This window comes from Rhodococcus sp. (in: high G+C Gram-positive bacteria) (assembly GCF_049286785.1).
In the GTDB taxonomy this organism is placed as follows: domain Bacteria; phylum Actinomycetota; class Actinomycetes; order Mycobacteriales; family Mycobacteriaceae; genus Rhodococcus_F.
Genome location: NZ_JBAQEO010000207.1, coordinates 1 through 19,578, shown reverse-complemented (window position 1 = coordinate 19,578; position 19,578 = coordinate 1). Strand labels below are relative to the sequence as shown.

At 66.8% G+C, this 19,578-nt stretch carries 19 protein-coding genes; 6 read left to right on the top strand and 13 right to left on the bottom strand.

Annotated elements, in window-relative coordinates:
- A partial coding sequence (locus tag WAW17_RS08730; protein WP_422332587.1) for an MFS transporter occupies nucleotides 1-387 on the top strand: 387 nt, incomplete at its 5' end.
- Here the strand turns inward: WAW17_RS08730 and WAW17_RS08725 are convergent.
- The 4 genes from WAW17_RS08725 to WAW17_RS08710 form a co-directional block, all read right to left on the bottom strand.
- On the bottom strand, nucleotides 366-2,300 hold the full coding sequence (locus tag WAW17_RS08725; RefSeq protein ID WP_422332586.1) for a VWA domain-containing protein: 1,935 nt from the start codon (nucleotides 2,298-2,300) through the stop codon (nucleotides 366-368). The genes WAW17_RS08730 and WAW17_RS08725 overlap by 22 nt on opposite strands.
- Nucleotides 2,300-3,685, bottom strand: a complete 1,386-nt coding sequence (locus WAW17_RS08720) for an ATP-binding protein (RefSeq protein ID WP_422332585.1) — start codon at nucleotides 3,683-3,685, stop codon at nucleotides 2,300-2,302. The genes WAW17_RS08725 and WAW17_RS08720 overlap by 1 nt, the downstream gene beginning before the upstream one ends.
- Nucleotides 3,686-3,881: 196 nt before the next feature.
- Nucleotides 3,882-4,607, bottom strand: coding sequence for a peroxiredoxin (locus WAW17_RS08715; RefSeq protein ID WP_422332584.1), 726 nt, complete (start codon nucleotides 4,605-4,607; stop codon nucleotides 3,882-3,884).
- A 291-nt stretch (nucleotides 4,608-4,898) separates the two neighbouring features.
- The gene (locus WAW17_RS08710) at nucleotides 4,899-6,635 is read right to left on the bottom strand and encodes an adenosylcobalamin-dependent ribonucleoside-diphosphate reductase (RefSeq protein WP_422332583.1); all 1,737 of its coding nucleotides are present in this window, start codon (nucleotides 6,633-6,635) and stop codon (nucleotides 4,899-4,901) included.
- A gap of 131 nt (nucleotides 6,636-6,766) precedes the next feature.
- Here WAW17_RS08710 and polX point away from each other — a divergent pair, with 131 nt between their 5' ends.
- Together polX and trxA are read left to right on the top strand one after the other, a co-directional pair.
- On the top strand, nucleotides 6,767-8,500 hold the full coding sequence (gene polX / locus WAW17_RS08705; protein WP_422332582.1) for a DNA polymerase/3'-5' exonuclease PolX: 1,734 nt from the start codon (nucleotides 6,767-6,769) through the stop codon (nucleotides 8,498-8,500).
- Nucleotides 8,501-8,548: 48 nt separating this feature from the next.
- Complete coding sequence (gene trxA / locus WAW17_RS08700) at nucleotides 8,549-8,992, top strand: thioredoxin (RefSeq protein ID WP_422332581.1); 444 nt, start codon at nucleotides 8,549-8,551, stop codon at nucleotides 8,990-8,992.
- A gap of 63 nt (nucleotides 8,993-9,055) precedes the next feature.
- Here the strand turns inward: trxA and WAW17_RS08695 are convergent, their stop codons facing one another.
- The 4 genes from WAW17_RS08695 to WAW17_RS08680 all read right to left on the bottom strand — a co-directional run bounded on the left by WAW17_RS08695 (nucleotide 9,056) and on the right by WAW17_RS08680 (nucleotide 11,041).
- The gene (locus WAW17_RS08695; RefSeq protein ID WP_422332580.1) at nucleotides 9,056-9,478 is read right to left on the bottom strand and encodes a DoxX family protein; all 423 of its coding nucleotides are present in this window, start codon (nucleotides 9,476-9,478) and stop codon (nucleotides 9,056-9,058) included.
- Nucleotides 9,475-9,888, bottom strand: a complete 414-nt coding sequence (locus tag WAW17_RS08690) for a VOC family protein (protein WP_422332579.1) — start codon at nucleotides 9,886-9,888, stop codon at nucleotides 9,475-9,477. Before WAW17_RS08690 ends, WAW17_RS08695 begins: the two co-directional genes overlap by 4 nt.
- Before the next feature lie 173 nt (nucleotides 9,889-10,061).
- Nucleotides 10,062-10,484 carry a hypothetical protein gene (locus WAW17_RS08685; protein ID WP_422332578.1) on the bottom strand — a complete coding sequence of 141 codons (423 nt, stop codon included), beginning with the start codon at nucleotides 10,482-10,484 and terminating at the stop codon, nucleotides 10,062-10,064.
- Nucleotides 10,485-10,600: 116 nt separating this feature from the next.
- Complete coding sequence (locus tag WAW17_RS08680; protein WP_422332577.1) at nucleotides 10,601-11,041, bottom strand: pyridoxamine 5'-phosphate oxidase family protein; 441 nt, start codon at nucleotides 11,039-11,041, stop codon at nucleotides 10,601-10,603.
- Nucleotides 11,042-11,138: 97 nt separating this feature from the next.
- Here WAW17_RS08680 and WAW17_RS08675 point away from each other — a divergent pair, with 97 nt between their 5' ends.
- Entirely contained in the window at nucleotides 11,139-12,104 is a 966-nt protein-coding gene (locus WAW17_RS08675; protein ID WP_422332576.1) for an alpha/beta hydrolase, read from the top strand.
- Here the strand turns inward: WAW17_RS08675 and WAW17_RS08670 are convergent.
- On the bottom strand, nucleotides 12,101-13,192 hold the full coding sequence (locus WAW17_RS08670) for an N-acetylmuramoyl-L-alanine amidase (RefSeq protein WP_422332575.1): 1,092 nt from the start codon (nucleotides 13,190-13,192) through the stop codon (nucleotides 12,101-12,103). The genes WAW17_RS08675 and WAW17_RS08670 overlap by 4 nt on opposite strands.
- A 464-nt stretch (nucleotides 13,193-13,656) precedes the next feature.
- Between WAW17_RS08670 and WAW17_RS08665 the strand changes: the two genes are divergently transcribed.
- The gene (locus WAW17_RS08665; protein WP_422332574.1) at nucleotides 13,657-13,875 is read left to right on the top strand and encodes a hypothetical protein; all 219 of its coding nucleotides are present in this window, start codon (nucleotides 13,657-13,659) and stop codon (nucleotides 13,873-13,875) included.
- Between the two features lie 94 nt (nucleotides 13,876-13,969).
- On the opposite strand, the gene purH is transcribed toward WAW17_RS08665, so the two are convergent.
- The 4 genes from purH to WAW17_RS08645 form a co-directional block, all read right to left on the bottom strand.
- Nucleotides 13,970-15,523 carry a bifunctional phosphoribosylaminoimidazolecarboxamide formyltransferase/IMP cyclohydrolase gene (gene purH / locus WAW17_RS08660; RefSeq protein WP_422332573.1) on the bottom strand — a complete coding sequence of 518 codons (1,554 nt, stop codon included), beginning with the start codon at nucleotides 15,521-15,523 and terminating at the stop codon, nucleotides 13,970-13,972.
- Nucleotides 15,516-16,169 (bottom strand): phosphoribosylglycinamide formyltransferase, encoded by a 654-nt coding sequence (gene purN / locus WAW17_RS08655; protein ID WP_422332572.1) that lies wholly within the window; start codon nucleotides 16,167-16,169, stop codon nucleotides 15,516-15,518. Before purN ends, purH begins: the two co-directional genes overlap by 8 nt.
- Nucleotides 16,170-16,233: 64 nt before the next feature.
- Entirely contained in the window at nucleotides 16,234-17,682 is a 1,449-nt protein-coding gene (locus WAW17_RS08650; protein WP_422332571.1) for a DUF6350 family protein, read from the bottom strand.
- 106 nt (nucleotides 17,683-17,788) lie between these two features.
- The gene (locus WAW17_RS08645) at nucleotides 17,789-18,796 is read right to left on the bottom strand and encodes a DUF5336 domain-containing protein (protein WP_422332570.1); all 1,008 of its coding nucleotides are present in this window, start codon (nucleotides 18,794-18,796) and stop codon (nucleotides 17,789-17,791) included.
- 113 nt (nucleotides 18,797-18,909) lie between these two features.
- Here WAW17_RS08645 and WAW17_RS08640 point away from each other — a divergent pair, with 113 nt between their 5' ends.
- The gene (locus WAW17_RS08640; protein ID WP_422332569.1) at nucleotides 18,910-19,539 is read left to right on the top strand and encodes an IMPACT family protein; all 630 of its coding nucleotides are present in this window, start codon (nucleotides 18,910-18,912) and stop codon (nucleotides 19,537-19,539) included.
- The last annotated feature ends 39 nt before the right edge of the window (nucleotides 19,540-19,578 follow it).

Below are 19,578 nucleotides of genomic sequence, written 5' to 3'. Positions count from 1 at the left end.
CTCCTGAAGCGGGTACCCCGCCAACGGCTCCTGGTCTCCGCGACTCTGTGCTCGGCATTGCCCACCGCGTTGTTGCCGTTCGTCCCGAACCCGGTGGTGATGGCTCTTCTTCTCGTCGTGGCCGGATTCTTCTGGGGCGCGGGCCAGCCACTGACCATGACCTGGGTGACCGGACTCGTCTCCGACGACAATCGGGCGGCCGCGCTTTCCCTCCGCCTCACCGGGAACCGGCTGGGTCAGGTTCTCATCCCACTGGTGGCCGGCACGGTGGCTGGAATCGCGGGCACCGGCGCCATCTTCGCGGTCACGGGCGGACTGCTCGGCACCGCAGCGATCTCCACCTGGCAAGCCGTACACACCCGCGATCAGTGCCGACGACGCATGTAGTCGCTCACGACGGCGGCACCGAGACCGTCGAGTCCGGGGGCGACGACACGGCCCGCCACCCGTTCGGCCATCCGGTCCACCACCCGTGCCAGACCCGGGTCTTCACCGAGCCGGAAAAACGTGACATGGGCACCGAGGCGGGCAAGCGTATCGAGTTCGCGCACCGTGAAACCCAGCGTCCGGGCGCTCGGCGGATAGTCGAAGTAGGCGAACCCGTCCGGCTCCAGATGTGCTGTGGGCTCACCGTCGGTGACGATGAGAACCACCGGCCGGGCATTGGGATGGCGGCGCAGATGACGGGCGGCGAGCAACAACGCGTGGTGCAGGTTGGTGCCCTGGTCCCACGCCCCGTCCAGTCCGGCCAACTCCGAGGGCGTCAACACCTGCGCGTGCCGGCCGAACGCGATGAGCTGCAGTTCGTCGCTGCGAAAACGCGTGGAGATCAAGTGATTCAGGGCGAGGGCCGTGCGCTTCATCGGCACCCACCGCCCCTCCATCACCATCGAGAACGAGGTGTCCACGAGCAACGCAACCGCGGCCTGGGACCGCTGCTCGGTCTCCATCACCTCCACGTCCGACACGGACAAGCGAACAGGGACGCGGCCCGGCTCACGCAGCACGGCGTTGGTGATCGTCCGGGTGACGTCCCACGGCTCGGTGTCCCCGAACACCCACTCCCGCGACGCGCCCGTCAGCTCACCCATCGCCCCCGCCCGGCGGGTGTCCCGTTCGCCGCCTCGTGAAGACAACTGCTGCGCGACATCACGCAGCGCCGTCTGCCCGAGCTGACGCATCGCCTTCGGCGACAGCCGCCACTGCCCGTCCGCGCCGCGATCGAAGAACCCCTGCTCGCGCAACGCCTTCTCGAGATCCGAGAGGGTGCGCGCATCGGCGGCCGCCTCCGGACCCAACTGGCGCTCGAGGGCTTCGGGATCGATGTCGTCGAGCTGAGCCCCCGCGTACTGCTGCGACAACTGCTGCGCCAGCGACTCGAGTTCGGCGATGTCCTGCAAGGCACCGGTACCCTCGCCCAGACCCATGCCGTCGTCGCCGCGGAACCGTTGCGCGCCCTGCCAGTCCTCACCCGGACGGGCGGCTCGCAGATGCTGATCGAGCCTGTCCAGCTGGCCCAGCAACGACGGGTCCCCGAATGCCTGCTGCGCCAACGCGTCCAGTTCGTCGCGTTGTTCCTGCGACAGCGAGTTGCGCAGTCGCTGCGCGGCCGCTGCGCGCTGGGCCAGCGAATCGAGCAGTTCCTCGACGTTGCGCGGGTTCTCCGGAAAGTACTCGCCGTGCTTGTCCATGAACTCGTCGAAGTCTTCTTGCGTGTCCGCGCCACCGGAGTGCTTGTCCAGCAGTGCATTCAGATCCTCGAGCATCTCGCGGATCTGCTGCCGGTCCTCGTCCGTGGCACCTTCGAGTGCCTGTTTCATGCCCGCGAACCGTTGATCGAGCATTTCCCGGCCGAGCAGGTCGCGGATCTTCTCATAGTCCTCACGGGCCTGCGAGCTGCGCCATTCGTAATCGGCCAGTTCCTGCACGGCCAGAGCAGTGGACGGCGGCAGTTCCGCCAGCCGCATCTCGGAGAAACGCGCATCGTCATCGAGGGCACGGGCCAACGTCTTGCGTTCCTCGAGCACAGCCCGATCGAGAAGTTCACGTACCTCTTCGAGCGTGCCGTTCAGATTGTTCCGCTTCAGCAGTTCACGCCGACGGCGGTTCGCCTCGGCCGCAAGGTCGTCCAGGCCCCGCATGTCACGGTTGCCGCGGCGGAGCAGTTCCCGCAGCGCCCGACTGGGCGAACTGCCACCGAGCACATCCTCACCGATCGCGGCCAGTGCCTCACGCAGATCCACCGGCGGCGCCAGCGGATCACCACCCTGATAGGGGCCGTACCGTGCATTGCGAGACATTACGAGTACACCGTCTGCCCGTTGGTGTCCGGGTTCTTCGAGATCCGGCGCGCCAGATACAGCCCCTCGAGCGCGAGCTCCGCTGCCGCGGCGCGCTCGCCGTCGGATACGGCACCCACGCGGTCGGCCACTTCGTCGAGCACATCGAGTTCGGGGAGCTCGTTCAACAGCGCTTTCGCCGTGACCCGCTCGCCCGTGACCACCGGGTCGCCGTGTTCGACGGCAGCCACCAGTGGGCCCAGGTCGATACCGCCCAGCCTCGAGCGGACGGTGTCGGCGGTGGCACGGCGGAGCAGATGCTCGAGAACCTCGATCTCGCGGCCCTCCTCACCCGATTCGAACTCCACCTTCCCGCGGAGGACATCGACGACGGTGTCGAGATCCACGGGCCGCGCCACCGGATCCGCCTCACCGAGAACGGCGCCCCGGTGTACCGCGGCGGCGCTGACGGTCTCGGCCCCCGCCACCGCGAACCGCGCCGACACCCCCGACCGCTGATCGACGGACGTGGATTCGCGCAGCAGCCGGGTGAACCGGGCGAGGATCTCGAGGAGATACTCGGGAACCTCGGCGGACAGGTGAGCTTCCTGAACGATGACCGCCACCTCGTCGTCGAGGCGCATCGGGTAATGCGTCCGGATCTCGGCACCGAAGCGGTCCTTCAGGGGCGTGATGATGCGCCCGCGGTTGGTGTAGTCCTCGGGGTTGGCGCTGGCCACGAGAAGAACGTCCAGCGGAAGACGTAACGTGTAGCCGCGCACCTGGATGTCGCGTTCCTCCATCACGTTGAGCAGCGACACCTGGATGCGTTCGGCCAGGTCGGGCAATTCGTTGATGGCCACGATGCCGCGGTGGGCGCGAGGTACGAGACCGAAGTGGATGGTCTCCGGATCCCCGAGGCTACGTCCTTCCGCAACCTTGACGGGATCGACGTCACCGACGAGGTCCGCCACGGACGTATCGGGGGTGGCGAGCTTCTCCGAGTACCGCTCACTGCGGTGCTTCCATGCGACGGGGAGTTCCTCACCCAGTTCCCCTGCCCGTCGAATCGACGCAGGGGTGATCGGTTCGAAGGGATGTTCCCCGAGTTCGGACCCGGCGATGACCGGCGTCCATTCGTCGAGGAGCAGATACAGGGTCCTCAGCAGACGGGTCTTGCCCTGGCCGCGCTCACCGAGGAGAACAACATCGTGACCAGCGATGAGTGCGCGCTCGAGTTGCGGCGCCACCGTCTCCTCGAACCCGACGATTCCCGGCCACGGATCGCGCCCATCACGCAGGGCCGCGAGCAGGTTGTCGCGGATCTCTTCCTTGACGGTGCGCTGGATGTGGCCCGACTCGCGGAGTTCGCCGAGGGTGGCTGGTCTGTGTTCCGTTGACGTCACCACTCCAAGTTACGAGGGTTCTCGCAAATCGGCGACCGGTTGGCCCCTGCGACGCTCACGCGATGCCGAACGCGCTCCGACACCAGCGAGAGCTGACCGGGTTCGTTCCACCGTTGAGCCGCCGCAGGAGGCCACGGTTCGCGGTGTACGGATCGGGCCGCACCCGGGATCCGGACACCTCGGAACGGATGAGACGCTAGTCGGCGCGGATGGCCTTCTCGACATCGTCCTCGCTGATCGCCTTGGTGCAGAAGAACCAGTCCTCGCACTCGACGCCTTCCTCCGCGCCGGCCATGCGGTCCGCCGCGACCCCGCACGAGCCGGCGGTCGGGACGATCACGCGGTCGCCAGGACGCCAATCGGCGGGCGTGGCCACCCCGAACGCGTCGGCGGTCTGCAACGCCTTGATCACGCGGAGCAGCTCATCGAAGTTGCGGCCCATGCTCAGCGGGTAGTAGATGATCGTGCGGATGATCCCGGCGGGGTCGATCACGAACACCGCGCGCACGGCCTTGGTGGAGTCTTCGCCCGGCATGATCATGCCGTACTTGCGGGCCACCTCCATCGTGATGTCCTCGATGAGCGGGAACGTCACCTCGACGTTGCTCATGCCGTTGAACGTGATCTTGTCCTTGATGGTGCGCAGCCACGCGATGTGGCTGTAGAGGCCGTCGACCGACAGTCCGACGAGTTCGGTGTTGTACCTGCGGAAGTCGTCCTGCATCGAGGCGAACGTGATGAATTCGCTGGTGCACACGGGGGTGAAGTCGGCCGGGTGGGAGAAGAAGATCACCCACTTGCCCTGGTAGTCGCCGGGAAAGCTGATCTCCCCCTGCGTGGTCACGGCAGTGAATGCGGGTGCAGGTTCGCCGATTCGGGGCATGGTGGTCGCGGTCTGGGTGGGAGCGTCTGCGGTGGTCATCGGTCACCTCGTCAATCGAGAGTCGTTGGCGTAACAACTACGAACCTATACCCGGCGCAGACCCCGTTGCTTGTGACCGGCCGGGTCCTCGGATGAGCGGATGTGTCCGCTAGCAGTGATGGCACGGCGTCGGCCTCCCGCCGATCGATGTGTGGGACTTGCTGTTACCGGAGGCGAGTGGGTCTCCGGCGGTTCGGCGGCTCTGGGGCGCGCTGATAGATCGGTACGACGAACTGGCTGCTCCTCTCGAATGAGCATGTCGAGTTCGCGCCAGCCACGCAATCCCCGCTCTCAAAATTCACAGACCGTACAGCCGGCCGCTTCCGGATCCGGAGCGCTGAGCGAGAGGACCTGTCCCGCAGTACTGCCGTACCGGTAGACCGTGATGCCCTTTACCCCGGAGTGCCAGGCAGTCAGATAGAGATCGCGGACGCCGGCGACGGTAGCCGACTCGGGCAGGTTCACCGTCTTCGACACCGCGGCGTCCACGTGACGTTGCGCCGCCGCCTGCATCCGCAGATGCCATTCGGGCGCGATCTCGAGCGCCGTCGGGAAGGCCTCCCGCAGATCCTCGGGAACCTGCTCGTTGCCCCGCACACCGCCGGTCCGGGCGATGTCGGCGAGCAGTTCGTCGTCGTAGCAGCCGCGGGCACGGGCGAGCCGCTCGAAACTGCTGTTGGTCTCCCGCACATGCCGGCCGAGCACCTCGCGGTCGTAGACGATCGCGAATATCGGCTCGATTCCCGAGGTGGTGCCGGCGATCAAGGAGAGAGTGCCGGTCGGCGCCACCGACGTGACCTGCGCGTTCCGGAGCTTCCGGTAGCGGGCGAATCGGCTCTCGCCTGCCTTCGGATACACCCCACGAGCGACGCCCAGTTCCGCCGACGCCGCATGCGCGGTGCGCTCGATGTGCCGGAAGATCCGCTCGGCGAGTTCGATCCCCGCCTCACTGTCGTAGGGAACGCCGAGGACGGCCAGCAGCTCGGCGAGGCCCATCACTCCCAGCCCGATCTTGCGCGTCGCCCGCGCCGCACGGTCGAGTTCGGGGAAGGGATAGCGGCTGACGTCGATGACGTCGTCGAGGAACCGCACCGCCAGCCGCACGACGTCGGTCAACCGGTTCCAGTCCACCTCGCCCGCCCCGACGAGTCGCGCGAGGTTGACCGAGCCCAGATTGCAGGATTCGTACGGTAGCAGCGGTACCTCACCACACGGGTTGGTCGCTTCGATGCGCTGCGGCAGGGGATTGGCGCGGTTGACGGCGTCGAGGAACAGCAGCCCCGGATCACCGCTGGTATGGGCGGCGGTGCAGAGGGCGTCGAAGAGGCCGGTGGCCGGCACCTCGGCAACCGTGCGCCCGGTGCGCGGATTGACCAGCCGATGGGTACCACCACTCTCGGCCGCGCGCATGAAGGTGTCGGTGACGGCAACCGAGAGATTGAAGTTCCGGAATTCACCGGGTGCGGCTGCTTTGGCCGTCACGAAGTCGTGGATGTCGGGATGGGACACGTCGAGAACTGCCATGCACGCACCACGGCGTCGGCCACCCTGCGCAATGATGCCGGCCGAGGTGTCGAAGAGTCGCAGGAACGACACCGGGCCGCTGGCGGTGCCGCCGGTGCTCGCCACCCGGTCTCCCTCCGGCCGCAGATGGCTGAAGGTGTACCCGGTGCCCGCGCCTGCCTGATGCAGGAGCGCGGTCTGACCGAGCGTGCGGAAGATCGACGGCAGCGAATCTTCCAGGGGCAGCACGAAACAGCCGGACAGAACGCCCAGCTGGGTGCCGGCGTTCATCAAGGTAGGCGAGTTCGGGAGAAACTCCAGGCTCCGCAGCACTGCGGAGAACTCGCGCGCCCACCGCGCGGAAGACCCGGGCGCATACCCGTCCTCGGCTTTCGCGACGAAGGTGGCGGCCCGGTCGAGCATCTCCCCCGGCGACTCCACCGTTGTGCCCTGCTCGTCGCGGCGCAGATACCGCTCACGCAACACCGCCCCGGCCACCGGACCGAACTCGGGCTCGCCGCTCATCTTGCCCACCTTCGCGCGCGCTCGGACGCACCCACAGGGCCGTACGGTCCCCGGGCCGGGGCCATAGGTCACTAGCAGCTGGGGCCGCAGCGGGCCGATCGTGAGATAGGAGGACGAAGGAGGTTGAGACGATGTCGCGCTCCAACGATGCGGTGGCGGGCATGTTGGAGGAATACTCCGAACTGCTCGCGATCTCCGGCGGCGCGCCCTTCAAGGTCCGCGCCTATGAGAAAGCGGCGCGGGCGGTGGCCGGGCATCCCGCAGAGGTGGCGGGCCTGACCGAGAAGGAGCTCGAGAAGATCCCGAACGTAGGCAGCCACATCGCCCGTAAGATCCTCCAGTTTCTCGACACCGGCTCGGTCACGGAACTGGTGGAACTGCGGTCCCGGGTGCCCACCGGCCTGCGCACCCTTCTGTCGGTTCCCGGGCTCGGACCCAAACGGGCACACCAGGTATACGACGAGCTGGGGATCACCTCGACGGACCAACTGCTCCACGCCCTGCACGACCATCGCCTGCGCGAGCTGCGCGGCTGGGGCGAGAAGAGCGAGGAGAACCTCGCCACCTCGCTGCGCGACGCACATTCGGCCGGCGAGCGGGTACAGCTCGGTTTCGGACTGGACCTCGCCACGGGGCTGCTCGAGCGGATCTCGGCCGTACCGCAGGTGCAGCGGGCGACCTATGCGGGTTCGCTGCGGCGGATGCGCGACACGGTCGGCGACATCGATCTGCTGGTGGCTGCGTGCGACTCGGAGCCGGTGATGACCACCGTCGTCGAGTTGCCGCAGGTGGCAAGGGTTCTCGCACACGGGTCCACCAAGACGTCGATCGTTACCACTACCGGGGTGCAGGTGGACGTGCGGGTGGTCGACCCGTCGGTGTGGGGTGCCGCGTTGCTGTATTTCACCGGGTCGAAGGCCCACAACGTGCAAGTGCGTGAACTGGCGGTGCACGCCGGGATGAAGCTGTCCGAGTACGGATTGTTCGACGTGGAGACGGGACAACTGATCGTGGCCGACACCGAGGAAGCGGTCTACGCGGAACTCGGACTGCCGTGGATCCCACCCACGCTGCGCGAGGGCGACGGGGAGGTGGAGGCCGCCCTCGCGGGCCGGTTGCCCCGCGTGCTCGAAACCGCCGACATTCGCGGCGACCTGCACACGCACACCGATCTGACCGACGGCGTGGCGACACTCGAAAACATGGTGGCGGCAGCGAAGGCTCGCGGATACGAGTATTACGCCATCACCGACCACGCACCGCTGCTGTACATGCAGCGCATGACCGCGGAGAAGGCGCTGGCCCAGCGCAAGCGCATCCGGACACTCGAACGCACGGCGGGTCTGCGGCTGCTGCACGGCACCGAACTGAACATCCAACCGGACGGTTCACTCGACTGGGACGAGGAGTTCCTTTCCGGATTCGACGTGGTGGTGGCGTCGGTGCACTCGCAGTTCCGCCAGTCCCGTGCGGAGATGACCGCCCGGGTGGTGCGGGCCATCGAACACCCTTGCGTCAATGTGATCGGCCATCCCACAAGCCGTCTCATCGGATCGCGGCCACCCATCGACCTGGACTTCGAGGCCGTCTTCCGCGCGGCAGCCCGCACCGGGACCGCGCTCGAGATCAATTCGCAGCCCGACCGGCTCGATCTCGACGGCGACCTCGTCCGGCGGGCGCATCACCACGGTGTTCGCTTCGCGGTGTCCACGGATGCACACGCGGTCCCGCAACTCGACTACATTCGATTCGGTGTGGCGACGGCGCAGCGCGGCTGGACCGTACCGGGCGAAGTCGTCAACACCTACCCGTTCGACCAGCTCCACAGATTCCTCGCCAAGGAACATCGTGGCGCGCGAACCTGAATTCGGGCAGGCTCGAGCCTGTACGACGGCGAATGAGGAGTGTGCGCGATGACCACAGTGCGGTGCCCTGGCTGCAGCACGACCAACCGTGTACCCGATGTTGCGACGGGACGGCCGCGGTGCGCGCGGTGCAAGAAGTTCCTGCCGTGGATCGTCGACGCCTCCGACAGCGATTTCGCCGAACGCGCCGAACAGGCCACGATTCCGGTGCTCGTCGACTTCTGGGCAACCTGGTGCGGACCCTGTCGGATGGTGAGTCCGGTACTGGCCCAGCTTGCCGAGAAGAAGGCGGGCGAAGTGAAACTCGTGAAGGTCGACATCGACAAGTCGCCGGCCCTGGCGGCACGGTACAGCGTGCAGGCGGTCCCCACTCTGGCCGTGCTGTACCACGGCAATGTCGTTGCGCGCCAGGCAGGTGCCGCGCCGGCATCCGTGCTGGGACCCTGGCTCGACGGCGCGCTGACGAAGGCCCGTGCGGACACACAGTCCTGAGAACGCAGACCTCACGCCCGGCGCTCGTGGTCGAACGCCGGGTGTGAGGTCTGCTCGGGGGATCTAGCGAGGTGTCTCCGCACGCAATGGCAGCAGTTCGCGAACCTTGCGGTCGCGCAGGTAGAGGCCCGCCCAGGCCACGATTCCCACGTAGACCGCGAACAGCACAGTACTGAACAGGGGCTTCTCCACGCGCCAGTTGGTGAGCGTCGCCCCGCCCAGGTAACCGGTGAGCAGAACCGCGCCGAGCGGTGCCGTGCGAGGGACGAGGTAGAGCGCGGTGCAGGCGAGCAGCACGATCCCGATCGGGACGATCAGGTGATCCGGGAGTCCCAGCTCCGCGGCCGATTTCTCGACCTCGCCGACCTTCAGCACCTTGGTGACGCCGTCGAAAAACAGGAACACCGCGACCAGGCCGCTCAGGATCCACCCCACCTTGCGCGCGGTTCCCGACTCCGCGACCACCGGAGTTACCTGGGCGGTCACGACGCCTGCCCCTGTGCCGCAGCGACATCCATCCACATGACTTCCCACTGGTGACCGTCCGGGTCCTGGAAGCTGCGGCCGTACATGAAGCCCTCGTCTATCGGGTCGTTCGAGAGCGACCCGCCCGACTCGAATGCCTTGTCGACGAGGGCGTCCACCGCCTCGCGGCTCTCGGCCGACAGGCACAGGATGGATTCGGTGGTCTTGGTGGCGTCCGCGATCTCCTTCTTCGTGAACGTGGAGAAGAACGGTTCCGCGAGAAGCATGACGACGATGTGCTCACTGATGACGACAGCTGACGCGTTCTCGTCGGAAAACTGCGGGTTGAGTTCGTAGCCGAGTGCCTCGTAGAAGGCCGTCGCCTTACCGAGGTCCTTGACCGGGAGGTTGACGTAGATCGTGGTGGACATCGAATTCTCTTTTCGATCGCCGGGATGAGGTGGATTCCGATTTCCGAGCGCTTGCAGGGATACGGACACTACTGTGGACCCGCGCACGCCCCCGAAATCATCGGTCGGCCCGAGCGATGCTCATCGTTCGCGATCAGTTCGGTATTCCGTTACCCCGGTTTCCCGGTCCCCGGTCAGAAAGACGGGTAGGTGCTGATCGAGATCACCGTGCCTTCGCCGCTGGGTGCGATGGAGATGGAGGCACCCTGTCCGGACTTCTTCACCGTGAGATTGGTGCTGTATCGGGTCACAGATTTCGACACCGTCTCCCAGCCGCCCTTCTCGACTGCGTCGACGTAGAAGTCACTGATCTTCTCGATCGGATCGGCCGAAGTCAGCACCGTCGACCCGATCGCCTGACTGACCAGGCTCGAAGGTTGATAGATCGGGATGTCGCCGTCGGCCGATTCCGCTGGAGTTTCCACGTCTTCGGCCACCGACGTGGTCGCCGATGACACGGATTCGTCCGAAGACGTGTCATCGGTGCCGCAACCCACCGCCCCCACCGCCAGAACAAGCGCCGTCACGGTCGTGAACAAGACTCTCGACCCGTTCATGTGCGTCCTCCCCGAGTCCGGATCATTCCTGGTCCTCACGGTTCGCTGCGGTGATCCGTCCGTGAAGTGCCGGTTGTCCCCGAAACGAGGGGCCAAGGGCCTCGGCCCCCGAGTGATCAGCGTTTTTCGAACCTGCCCGTGCGCTCACCCAGCCTGATCCGGTACACCGACGCATGCCCGGCGTCGGCACCCTCAGGATGTCCCCCGTGCGGTGGGCCGCTCGTGGCACTCGCCATCAGAGGCATCAGCCGATCGAGCAACACCCGCATGCCTGCCTCCGAGGCCTCCCCTTCCAACTCCTCGAACTCACCCCAGGCGATGACGCTCTGCCAGTTCGCCAGGTTCTCGACGCGCTCCACCTCGAAACACACATGAGGATCGGCCCGCATCGCCCGGAGCTTCGCACCATCCGCCGAATGTCCGTACACATAGGTGCCGTCGTACGCGTACGTGATCGGCACGACGTAGACGCGCCCCTCCGCGACACATCCGATCCGCCCGATCACCTCGCTTCGAAGCACCTGCTCGATCTGCTGCTGATTCAAGGCACCGAGCATGAGCGTCTCCTTCCGTGTCCATGCTGCCGTGGTCCCGCTCTCGTTCCACTGTGACCACTTCACACGAGCTTTGGGGAGAAACTGGTAGACAGTCCCCATGCCTGACACCGAGATCACCTTCGACAGCGGTCCTGTCACCTACTACGGCAGTCTCCGCACACCGGTCGGTGTGGATGCGCCGGCACCCGGTGCTCTGCTGCTGGCCGGCAGCGGGCCCACCGACCGTAACGGCGACAGCGCACTCCTTCCCGGAAACATCGGAACCCTCCGTTTTCTCGCCGATCTCCTCGAGGAACGCGGTGTCGTCAGCCTGCGATTCGACAAGATCGGCAGCGGGCGGACCGCGCTCGGGCCGTACGAAGTGGAGGAGGTCGGCGACCTCGGCTTCAACACCTTCGTCGACGCGGCATCCGCCGGGCTCGACTTCCTGGCCGCCGCGCCCGGCGTCGACCCGTCGCGCCTCTGCGTGATCGGTCACAGCGACGGCGCGCTCGTCGCTCTCGCCCTGGCCACCTCGGCGGACGAATCGCGCGTGCGTGCCGTCGGGTTGCTCGAACCGCTCAGCGTCCGCCTGCTCGACCTGCTCACCACTCAGATCCACGCCCAGCTCGACGCCGTCGCCGGTGCCGGTCAGCTGCCGGTGGAACTCGCCGACGAACTTCGTCTCGCTCTCGCCGACACCGTGGAATCGCTGCGGACATCGGGAACCATCCCGGACGGCCTGCCCGAACCACTCCAGAACGCCGGACTCGTTGCCGCCAACGCCAGGGCCCTCGCCGAGGAGGACGCGCTCGACCCGCGCGAGCTGGCCGGTCGGCTGCCCGCCGGATTTCCCGTGTTGACCAGCTGTTCCGAAAAGGACATCCAGGTGCGGGTGGCCGACGTGAACGGACTCGACGCGGCCCTCGCACACACCGCCCTGACATCGGTGCGCATGGTCGACGCCAACCATGTCCTCAAAGATGTAGGCGACCTGCCGTCCACCGGCGCCGACTACGTCGAGGACCTGCCCTATTCCGAGGAGTTCGCCGTGCCGTTCACGAAATGGGTGGCGGGGCTTTAGTTTCCGCCCGTACCGGTCAGCATCGACAGGAGGGTGGCGGCCAGGTCCGAGAGCACACCGACGGTCTTGTCGTCGACCAGATCCTGCAGTCCGTCCAGACCGTCGACCTCGAGCAGCGGTGCCAGCGAGGCGAGTAACTCGGAGAGTCCGGGTGATGTGCCCGACGATTCCGGCTTCGTCGCCTTCGGAGCAGGCTGAGGGCTCGTCGCCTTCGGATCAGGCAGCGGGCTCGTCGACTTCTCGGCGGCGTCCGGGGGCGTGGCCGCGGCGAGCGACTCACCAGGCGTCGCGGACGAGCCTGTCAACAGATAGGTGACGACCCCCGTCGTGATGGCGATCGCATGCTTCAACTGACCGTCCGCACTCTCGAGGTGGGCGGCGTCCTCAGGGTTGGAACCGTTGCCCATCTCGACGAACACGAGCGGAACATGCGTGAGCGCGGGTGCGGCGATGTCGGCGCGGCTCTGCAGCCCGTCCTCCACACCCGCATAGTTGGCCGGAACGAAGCCATCGGCGACGTAGGCGTCGCGCATCATCTTGGACGCCTCGAGCCCGCCTCCGGACTGCGCGGCGTCGGCCTTCGCGTCCGGGATCGGCAGTGTCGGAACAATCATGTGGAACCCGTGATTGGACGCGTCACCACCGGCCGCGGTGGAGTCCGCGTGAATACTGACCGCCACGTCGGCATTCGATTCATTTGCGGCACGGGCTCTCTCGTCGATGCAGCCGCCCCAGCCGGTGTCGTCCTGGCGGCTCTGGACCACCTTCGCACCGAGAGTCTCGAGGCTGCTCTTGACCAGCTGGGAGACGTTCCAGTTGATCGTGTGCTCGGGGACGCCGCCCAGCGACGTCATCCCGGTCGTCTGGCAGTCCTTGGTGTTGCCCCGCCCGTCGTTGACCTGTTGCGCCAGGTCGTGTCCGGCGCTCGAACCCTGGTGTCCCGGATCGAGGAACACGGTCATCCCCGCCAGTTCCGTGCCGGTCGCGGTGACCGCAGGTTCCGGTTCCGCGGACGCCTGTGCAGGAATCAGCACGGCAGCACCCAGGACACAGGCGGTCACGCCGGCCTTGATCGCAGTTCGTTTCATAACGGGATGGGCGCGCCGTCGCGAACCGGACGCCACTCTCCTTCCACAGCTGCCACTCGAGTCACATCAGTCCCGAGTGAATCAGCTTCCACACCACCGCGCCTCCCTTGCCGCCATATCGAAAGCAAGCTGTTACCGAACAACGTTCGACTCCCACAAATGCACCCGAAGCATGTGCGTTTATCGGGCAAACCCAGTGAATCGAGGTGCAAACCCTCAACCGGTGCTGTAACCTCAGCTATCAACCAGCACCGTCACGCAGGAAGGTACGACCACGATGCAGCTTCACGCGCTCTTCGGATCCGTACCCGCATGGCACCGCTGCCCCGTCATCGAAGCTACGAACAAGCACATCTTCGAGTACGGCCCACCCCGGGAATGTTGAGACCACCAGTCGTTCTCGGGCACCCAGGGCAAACCCCTCGGGTGCCTTTTCTTTTGTCCTTCACTTTCAGGAGCACCACATGAAACTTCGCATCAACCAACTGTCCACCGCGCCCCCGTATGCCGACTTGCCGGGCGATCTCACCGGATATGCTGTCACGCTCGACCTGTCGCACTGCGATGCCGCCCATGAGGCAACGCTCGGCGAACTGATCTCCGAACTGCGCAGCCGGGGCGCCTCCAGGGTGGTCGTCAGTAGTTCACCGCGCACACTGCAGGGAACCGGCCGGGCCGCCTGAGCCGGGACCGGCCGGACCGCCTGAGTGCACGAAAACGGGCCCCGGCCGAAGCCGGGACCCGTCATCGTATGTGGGTGCTGGTGGTAAGTGGGTACTAATGCGCGAAGTGCCGCGCCCCGGTGAGATACATGGTGATGCCCGCCTCCTTGGCAGCATCGATCACCTCGTTGTCGCGCACCGAGCCGCCCGGTTGCACCACAGCCTTGACCCCGGCGTTGATCAGCACCTGCAGCCCGTCCGGGAACGGGAAGAACGCGTCCGACGCGCCCACCGAGCCGACCACCCGGTCGCCGGCACGCTGCACCGCGAGATGAGCGGAGTCGACGCGGTTGACCTGACCCATACCCACGCCGACCGACGCGCCGCCGGAAGCCAGCAGGATCGCGTTCGACTTCACCGCGCGGCAGGCGCGCCAGGCGAACTCGAGGTCCCGCAACGTCTGCTCGTCGGCGGCGTCGCCCACCGCCAGCGTCCAGTTGGCGGGGTCGTCTCCATCGGCGTCGAGGACGTCGCGTTCCTGGAGCAGTGCCCCACCCGAGACCGGACGCAGTTCGATGCCGGACGGGGTGGGTGGCTGCGCCAGGAGAACCCGCACGTTCTTCTTGCGCTGCAGCACGCCGAGCGCTCCGTCCGCATAGGACGGCGCGATGATCACCTCGGTGAAGATCTCCGCAACCTGTTCCGCCATCTCGACGGTGACTTCCCGGTTCGCTGCGATCACGCCGCCGTAGGCACTGACCGGGTCACACGCATGCGCCTTCCGGTGAGCCTCGGCGATATCGGTGCCGACTGCGATGCCACACGGGTTGGCGTGCTTGATGATCGCCACCGCCGGCTCGCTGAAGTCGAACGCGGCACGCCACGCCGCGTCACCGTCGGTGTAGTTGTTGTACGACATCTCCTTGCCGTGCAGCTGCTCCGCCTGCGCCAGACCGGCCGGTTCGGCCGGATTCACGTAGAGCGCGGCAGCCTGGTGCGGGTTCTCGCCATAGCGCAGCACCGCCGAGCGATCCCACGTGGCACCCGCCCATGCCGGGAACCGCGAATCGGACTCGACGAGAGTGGACGTCATCCAGCTCGCGACGGCCACATCGTACGACGCCGTGTGCTGGAAGGCCTGTGCCGCAAGAACGGTGCGCTCGGCCAGGGTGAACCCACCGTCCGCCACCGCCGCGAGCACGTCGTCGTAGCGGGCCGGGTCGACGACGACAGCCACCGACGGATGGTTCTTCGCCGCGGCACGCACCATCGACGGTCCGCCGATGTCGATCTGCTCGACGCACTCGTCGGGCGTCGCACCCGAGGCCACGGTCTGGGTGAAGGGGTAGAGGTTCACGACCACCAGCTCGAACGCCTCGATACCGAGCTCCTCGAGCTGAGCGAGGTGCTCGGGCTTGCGGGTGTCGGCGAGAACACCGGCATGCACCCGGGGATGCAGGGTCTTGACACGTCCCTCGAGGCACTCGGGGAAACCGGTCAGCGACTCCACCGGGGTGACGGGAATGCCCGCGTCGGCGATCTTCGCTGCAGTCGAACCCGTCGACACCAACTCCACGCCTGCCTTGTGCAGGCCCCTAGCCAGCTCGACCAGACCGGTTTTGTCGTAGACGCTGACGAGCGCGCGGCGCACTGCCTTGCGTTCACTCACTGGGGATCACGGCCTTTCGTCCATCGGATACAACTCCACGGGTAGCGACAGCGGCGATGACGTCCGCCAGCAACCGCCGCTCCACAGTCTTGATTCGCTCGTGCAGGGTCGCCTCGTCGTCACCGTCGAGGACGGGGACGGGTTCCTGAGCGAGGATCGGACCGGTATCGACACCGGCGTCCACCAGGTGGACGGTCGAGCCGGACAGCTTCACGCCGTACGCCAGCGCATCCGGCACCGCATGGGCACCGGGGAATGCGGGAAGGAGTGCGGGATGAGTGTTGATGATGCGGCCACCGAAACGGCCGAGGAAGGCCGGCCCGAGGATCTTCATGAACCCCGCCGACACCACCAGCGCCGGGTCGTAGGCCGCAACGGCGTCCGTCAGGGCCACATCCCAGGCACTACGGTCCGCATGGTCACGCAGACTGACCCGGAAGTGACCGATGCCCGCTGCCTCTGCGTGGCGAATGGCTTCGCAGTCCCGGTCGACACCCACGGCGACGATCTCGGCCGGGTACCCCTCGGCGCGGGACGCCTCGATGAGCGACTGCAGGAGCGTTCCGGCGCCGGAGGCGAGTACGACTACACGCACCGGCGGGGTAGCCACGTCACGCGAGGAAGTCAGCGCTCTACTCCTGAACAATCGAAAGCCGGGTGAATCGAAGGCGACGAAATGGGGTGATCACATCGTCGATGCGTTCAAGAGCCTAGTCGTTAGGGGTATCGGCCCTTCGTGGCAGGTCGGTTTCGGCGTCGGGTGAAGTCACCTCGTCTTCCTCGACCTCCGCGTCCACCACGGTGTCGGGCTCGGCCTCGTCCTGTGCGACGACCGGGACCGCGTCCACATCCTCGACGACCTCCGCTTCGATCACGCCGACGGACACGTCGGCCAGGAGGATCTCCGGTGTCTCCTTTACCGGTGCCGCAATAGCCGGCACTTCCTCGGCGGCGCCGGGAACATGCGGTTCCTCGTCCTTCACGTCCTCGCAGCCCACCCGCCTGCTCCGCACCCACGCCACCACGACAGCCGTCACGGCACCCGCGAGACCCAGCCAGCCGAAGATGAGCAGACCGAAGGCCCACCAGGTGATCCGAACCGTTCCGAAGACACCGAGTTCGCCGCCGGCGCTGATCGCGAGCAGCCCCATCGCCAGTCCCACACCTGCCGCGGCGGTCAGCACCGTGAACAGGGCTTCCTGCCCGGAGACGCGCCGTCCGCAGTCGCGGCCGAGCATCACGCCTATTCCCAGCGGGATCACCAGCAGGGCCGGCCACGCGCCGCCCGAGACCCCGTCCGGCACAGCACCCAATAACGGTAACGGCGGCAGCGAACCGCCGACGTTGCCGAACACCCCGACCGAGACATCCCCGATCTGGGCGCTCACACCCGTGAGCGCGGCCGACGCCCCGACCACCATGTTCGGCAGGTACAGCACCGACAGCGCCGTGAGCCCCAGCATCCCGATCACCCCGTCACCCCGTTCGAGGAGCGCACCCACCGTCGACCATCCGATCAGCAGCGAGACTGTGACACTCGCCGCGCCCGCGCCGAGGATCGCCAGCATCGCCCGCAGACCCGGCCGTACGGCGCCGCGCGCCCAACCCGGAATCCGGGGGGCGAGAATCGGCCACATCGACACCGCCACACCGATCGACGACGCCAGAAGATGAACGAGAAGGACCCAGCCGAACGCGGCCAGCGCATTCGGTGTCGACAACGGAATGACGGCGGACGCGTCGGCGATCACGGCGAGGCTGACGGCGGTCACCACGAGAGGTCCGGCCACCGCCGCACCGATCACCCGCAGGGACCTTCCCCGAGAGCTCGCCGGATCGACCACCGACGCGCAACCGCGCGCGACCACCCACACCATGCCCATGGTCGGGATCAGCGGCAGCACGCCCAGCGACGTGTCGTCGATCGTCACAGGCACCTGATGAATCGCGAGCCACGACGCCGCTATGGCACCGAACGTACCCGTCAGATCACTGTTCGCGAATACCAGGATCACGACGATCAACGCCGACAGCAGCACGATCGTGAATCCCGCGGGACGGAACGCGACAGCAAGAAACGTTCTGACCTCGTCCGGGTCGGGCCCGGATCGAATTTCGGCCGTCCGCCGCCTCACTGCACGATCCATCAGAGAACTCATCCCCTCGAGAGTGACACCCGATCGCCGGCCCGCCCGTCAGGCGCGCCGCACAGGAGTGGCCTCCGACCTTGCTGGGTCAGAGGCCACCTGCCGGAACAACGGCCGGCTATGTGTCGTCCCTGTTGGCGCGGGGGTCGAATGCCTGCGTCGGCTCTCCGTGCCCTTCCGATCCCGGCTCCTCGGCGCTGCCGGTCTCCCTGGTATCGGAACTCGACTGCTCGCCGTACTCGAGCGTCCGTTCCATCGGTGACGAGTCCTGCTGCGAACCGTAGCTCGGGGCGGCATGCTGCGCCGCACCGTAACTGGTTCCGGACGGTCCCGTCGGATACTGCGACTGGCCGCTCGGCTGACCGTAGCCGGGGTACTGGGGCTGCTGATAGCTGGTGGTCGGCGCATCATGCGACGGAGGCTGACCGTAAGCCTGCTGACCCTGGCTCGGCTGACCCTGGCTCGGCTGACCGTAGGGCTGCTGCTGCTGCCCGTACCCCTGCTGACCCTGGCTCGGCTGACCGTAGGGCTGCTGCTGCCCGTACCCCTGCGACTGGCCGTATTGCTGCGGCTGCCCGTATTGCTGCGACTGGCCGTACTGCAGCGGCTGCCCGTACTGCTGCGGACCCTGTCCGTAGCCCTGGGGTCCCGGGCCCTGCTGCCCGTAGCCCGCCGGGCCGGTCTGCCGCGGCGCCGGCTGCTTGAGGATGCCCTCCTCGAACAGCAGAGCGGCAACCGCCAGGACCGCCTGGACGAACCCGAGAATCAGGATCAGGATGGCCCCCCACCCGCCGTCCGCGTCGAAGTTGAAGAAGATCAACAGGGCCAGGATGATGCCTGCCACCGACGCCGCCGCTGCCGCGCCCGCGTAGGACTGTTTCGGAAGCAGGGACACGGCCGCGAGCAGACCACCGAGGAACAGCAGTCCGATACCGTGCGAACCTGCCTCGTAGGAATTGAGGGAGTCCCTGACCAAGGTGACGTACGGGGCGAATCCGAGCAGCAGATTCGCGAGACCGAGAACTGCGACACCGACCAGAAGGAAGAAGCCCAGGCCTTTCGATTCTCCCCCTGCAGTCGGTTGCGCGGGCGGACCATAACTTGGTCCTCCGGGCGTGAACGTCATGACTTCTCCTCGTCGACAATTGGCGTCTGCGTGCGTTCTTCCGACGCTAGCCTACGTATATCCGTCGGTCGCCGCGTGAGAGTGGAGTCTCCGGACGGGTAGAGAATGGGCGGATGCCCCACACCCTTGCCAGGAGCGCCGACCCGGATCTGACGGTCGAAACCGAGGTGAAGCGCTCCCGGTTCATCGCGGCGGTACGCCGGGTGGAGGACGCCGACGCGGCCCAGGCGTTCGTGCAGTCACAGCGCCGCGCGTATCCCGATGCACGCCATCATTGCTGGGCGTATGTCCTCGGCAACGAGATCGGCAGCCGCATCGGGCGGTCGAGTGACGACGGAGAGCCGGGCGGCACGGCAGGAATCCCGATGCTCCGGGTACTCGAGGCCCGCGACCTGGTGGACATCGTCGTGGTGGTCACCCGGTACTTCGGCGGAATCAAACTGGGTGCGGGCGGCCTGGTGCGGGCGTACTCCGGCGCGGTGACCGCGGCGATGGACGTCGCGCCACTCGTGCCACGGGAACGGCGTCATCTCTGGTCGTTGGCCGTGGAACACGCCGATGCCGGACGGGTCGAGTCGGAACTACGGGCGCGGAGAGTCGCCGTGGTGGACACGACCTACGCGGAATTCGCCGTCCTCACGCTCGCGGTGCGGGATTCGGAAGAGCTTGCGGATCTGGTCGCAGCCGTCACGTCGGGGACGGGGACGCTCGATCCGGTCGGTGAGATGTGGGTGGATGCCTGAAACGGCCCGTGCGCCTTTCCGGTAGCGGAACTACCGGAA

What these genes read in the sequence shown, in the direction of transcription:
- WAW17_RS08675 (WP_422332576.1), top strand. Translation starts at nt 11,139, where the DNA reads ATGCCTGACACCGAGATCACCTTCGACAGCGGTCCTGTCACCTACTAC.
- polX (WP_422332582.1), top strand. Translation starts at nt 6,767, where the DNA reads ATGTCGCGCTCCAACGATGCGGTGGCGGGCATGTTGGAGGAATACTCC.
- WAW17_RS08690 (WP_422332579.1), bottom strand. Translation starts at nt 9,888, where the DNA reads ATGTCCACCACGATCTACGTCAACCTCCCGGTCAAGGACCTCGGTAAG.
- WAW17_RS08725 (WP_422332586.1), bottom strand. Translation starts at nt 2,300, where the DNA reads ATGTCTCGCAATGCACGGTACGGCCCCTATCAGGGTGGTGATCCGCTG.
- trxA (WP_422332581.1), top strand. Translation starts at nt 8,549, where the DNA reads ATGACCACAGTGCGGTGCCCTGGCTGCAGCACGACCAACCGTGTACCC.
- WAW17_RS08670 (WP_422332575.1), bottom strand. Translation starts at nt 13,192, where the DNA reads ATGAAACGAACTGCGATCAAGGCCGGCGTGACCGCCTGTGTCCTGGGT.
- WAW17_RS08715 (WP_422332584.1), bottom strand. Translation starts at nt 4,607, where the DNA reads ATGACCACCGCAGACGCTCCCACCCAGACCGCGACCACCATGCCCCGA.
- WAW17_RS08645 (WP_422332570.1), bottom strand. Translation starts at nt 18,796, where the DNA reads ATGACGTTCACGCCCGGAGGACCAAGTTATGGTCCGCCCGCGCAACCG.
- WAW17_RS08650 (WP_422332571.1), bottom strand. Translation starts at nt 17,682, where the DNA reads ATGAGTTCTCTGATGGATCGTGCAGTGAGGCGGCGGACGGCCGAAATT.
- WAW17_RS08665 (WP_422332574.1), top strand. Translation starts at nt 13,657, where the DNA reads ATGAAACTTCGCATCAACCAACTGTCCACCGCGCCCCCGTATGCCGAC.
- WAW17_RS08640 (WP_422332569.1), top strand. Translation starts at nt 18,910, where the DNA reads ATGCCCCACACCCTTGCCAGGAGCGCCGACCCGGATCTGACGGTCGAA.
- WAW17_RS08710 (WP_422332583.1), bottom strand. Translation starts at nt 6,635, where the DNA reads ATGAGCGGCGAGCCCGAGTTCGGTCCGGTGGCCGGGGCGGTGTTGCGT.
- WAW17_RS08685 (WP_422332578.1), bottom strand. Translation starts at nt 10,484, where the DNA reads ATGAACGGGTCGAGAGTCTTGTTCACGACCGTGACGGCGCTTGTTCTG.
- WAW17_RS08680 (WP_422332577.1), bottom strand. Translation starts at nt 11,041, where the DNA reads ATGCTCGGTGCCTTGAATCAGCAGCAGATCGAGCAGGTGCTTCGAAGC.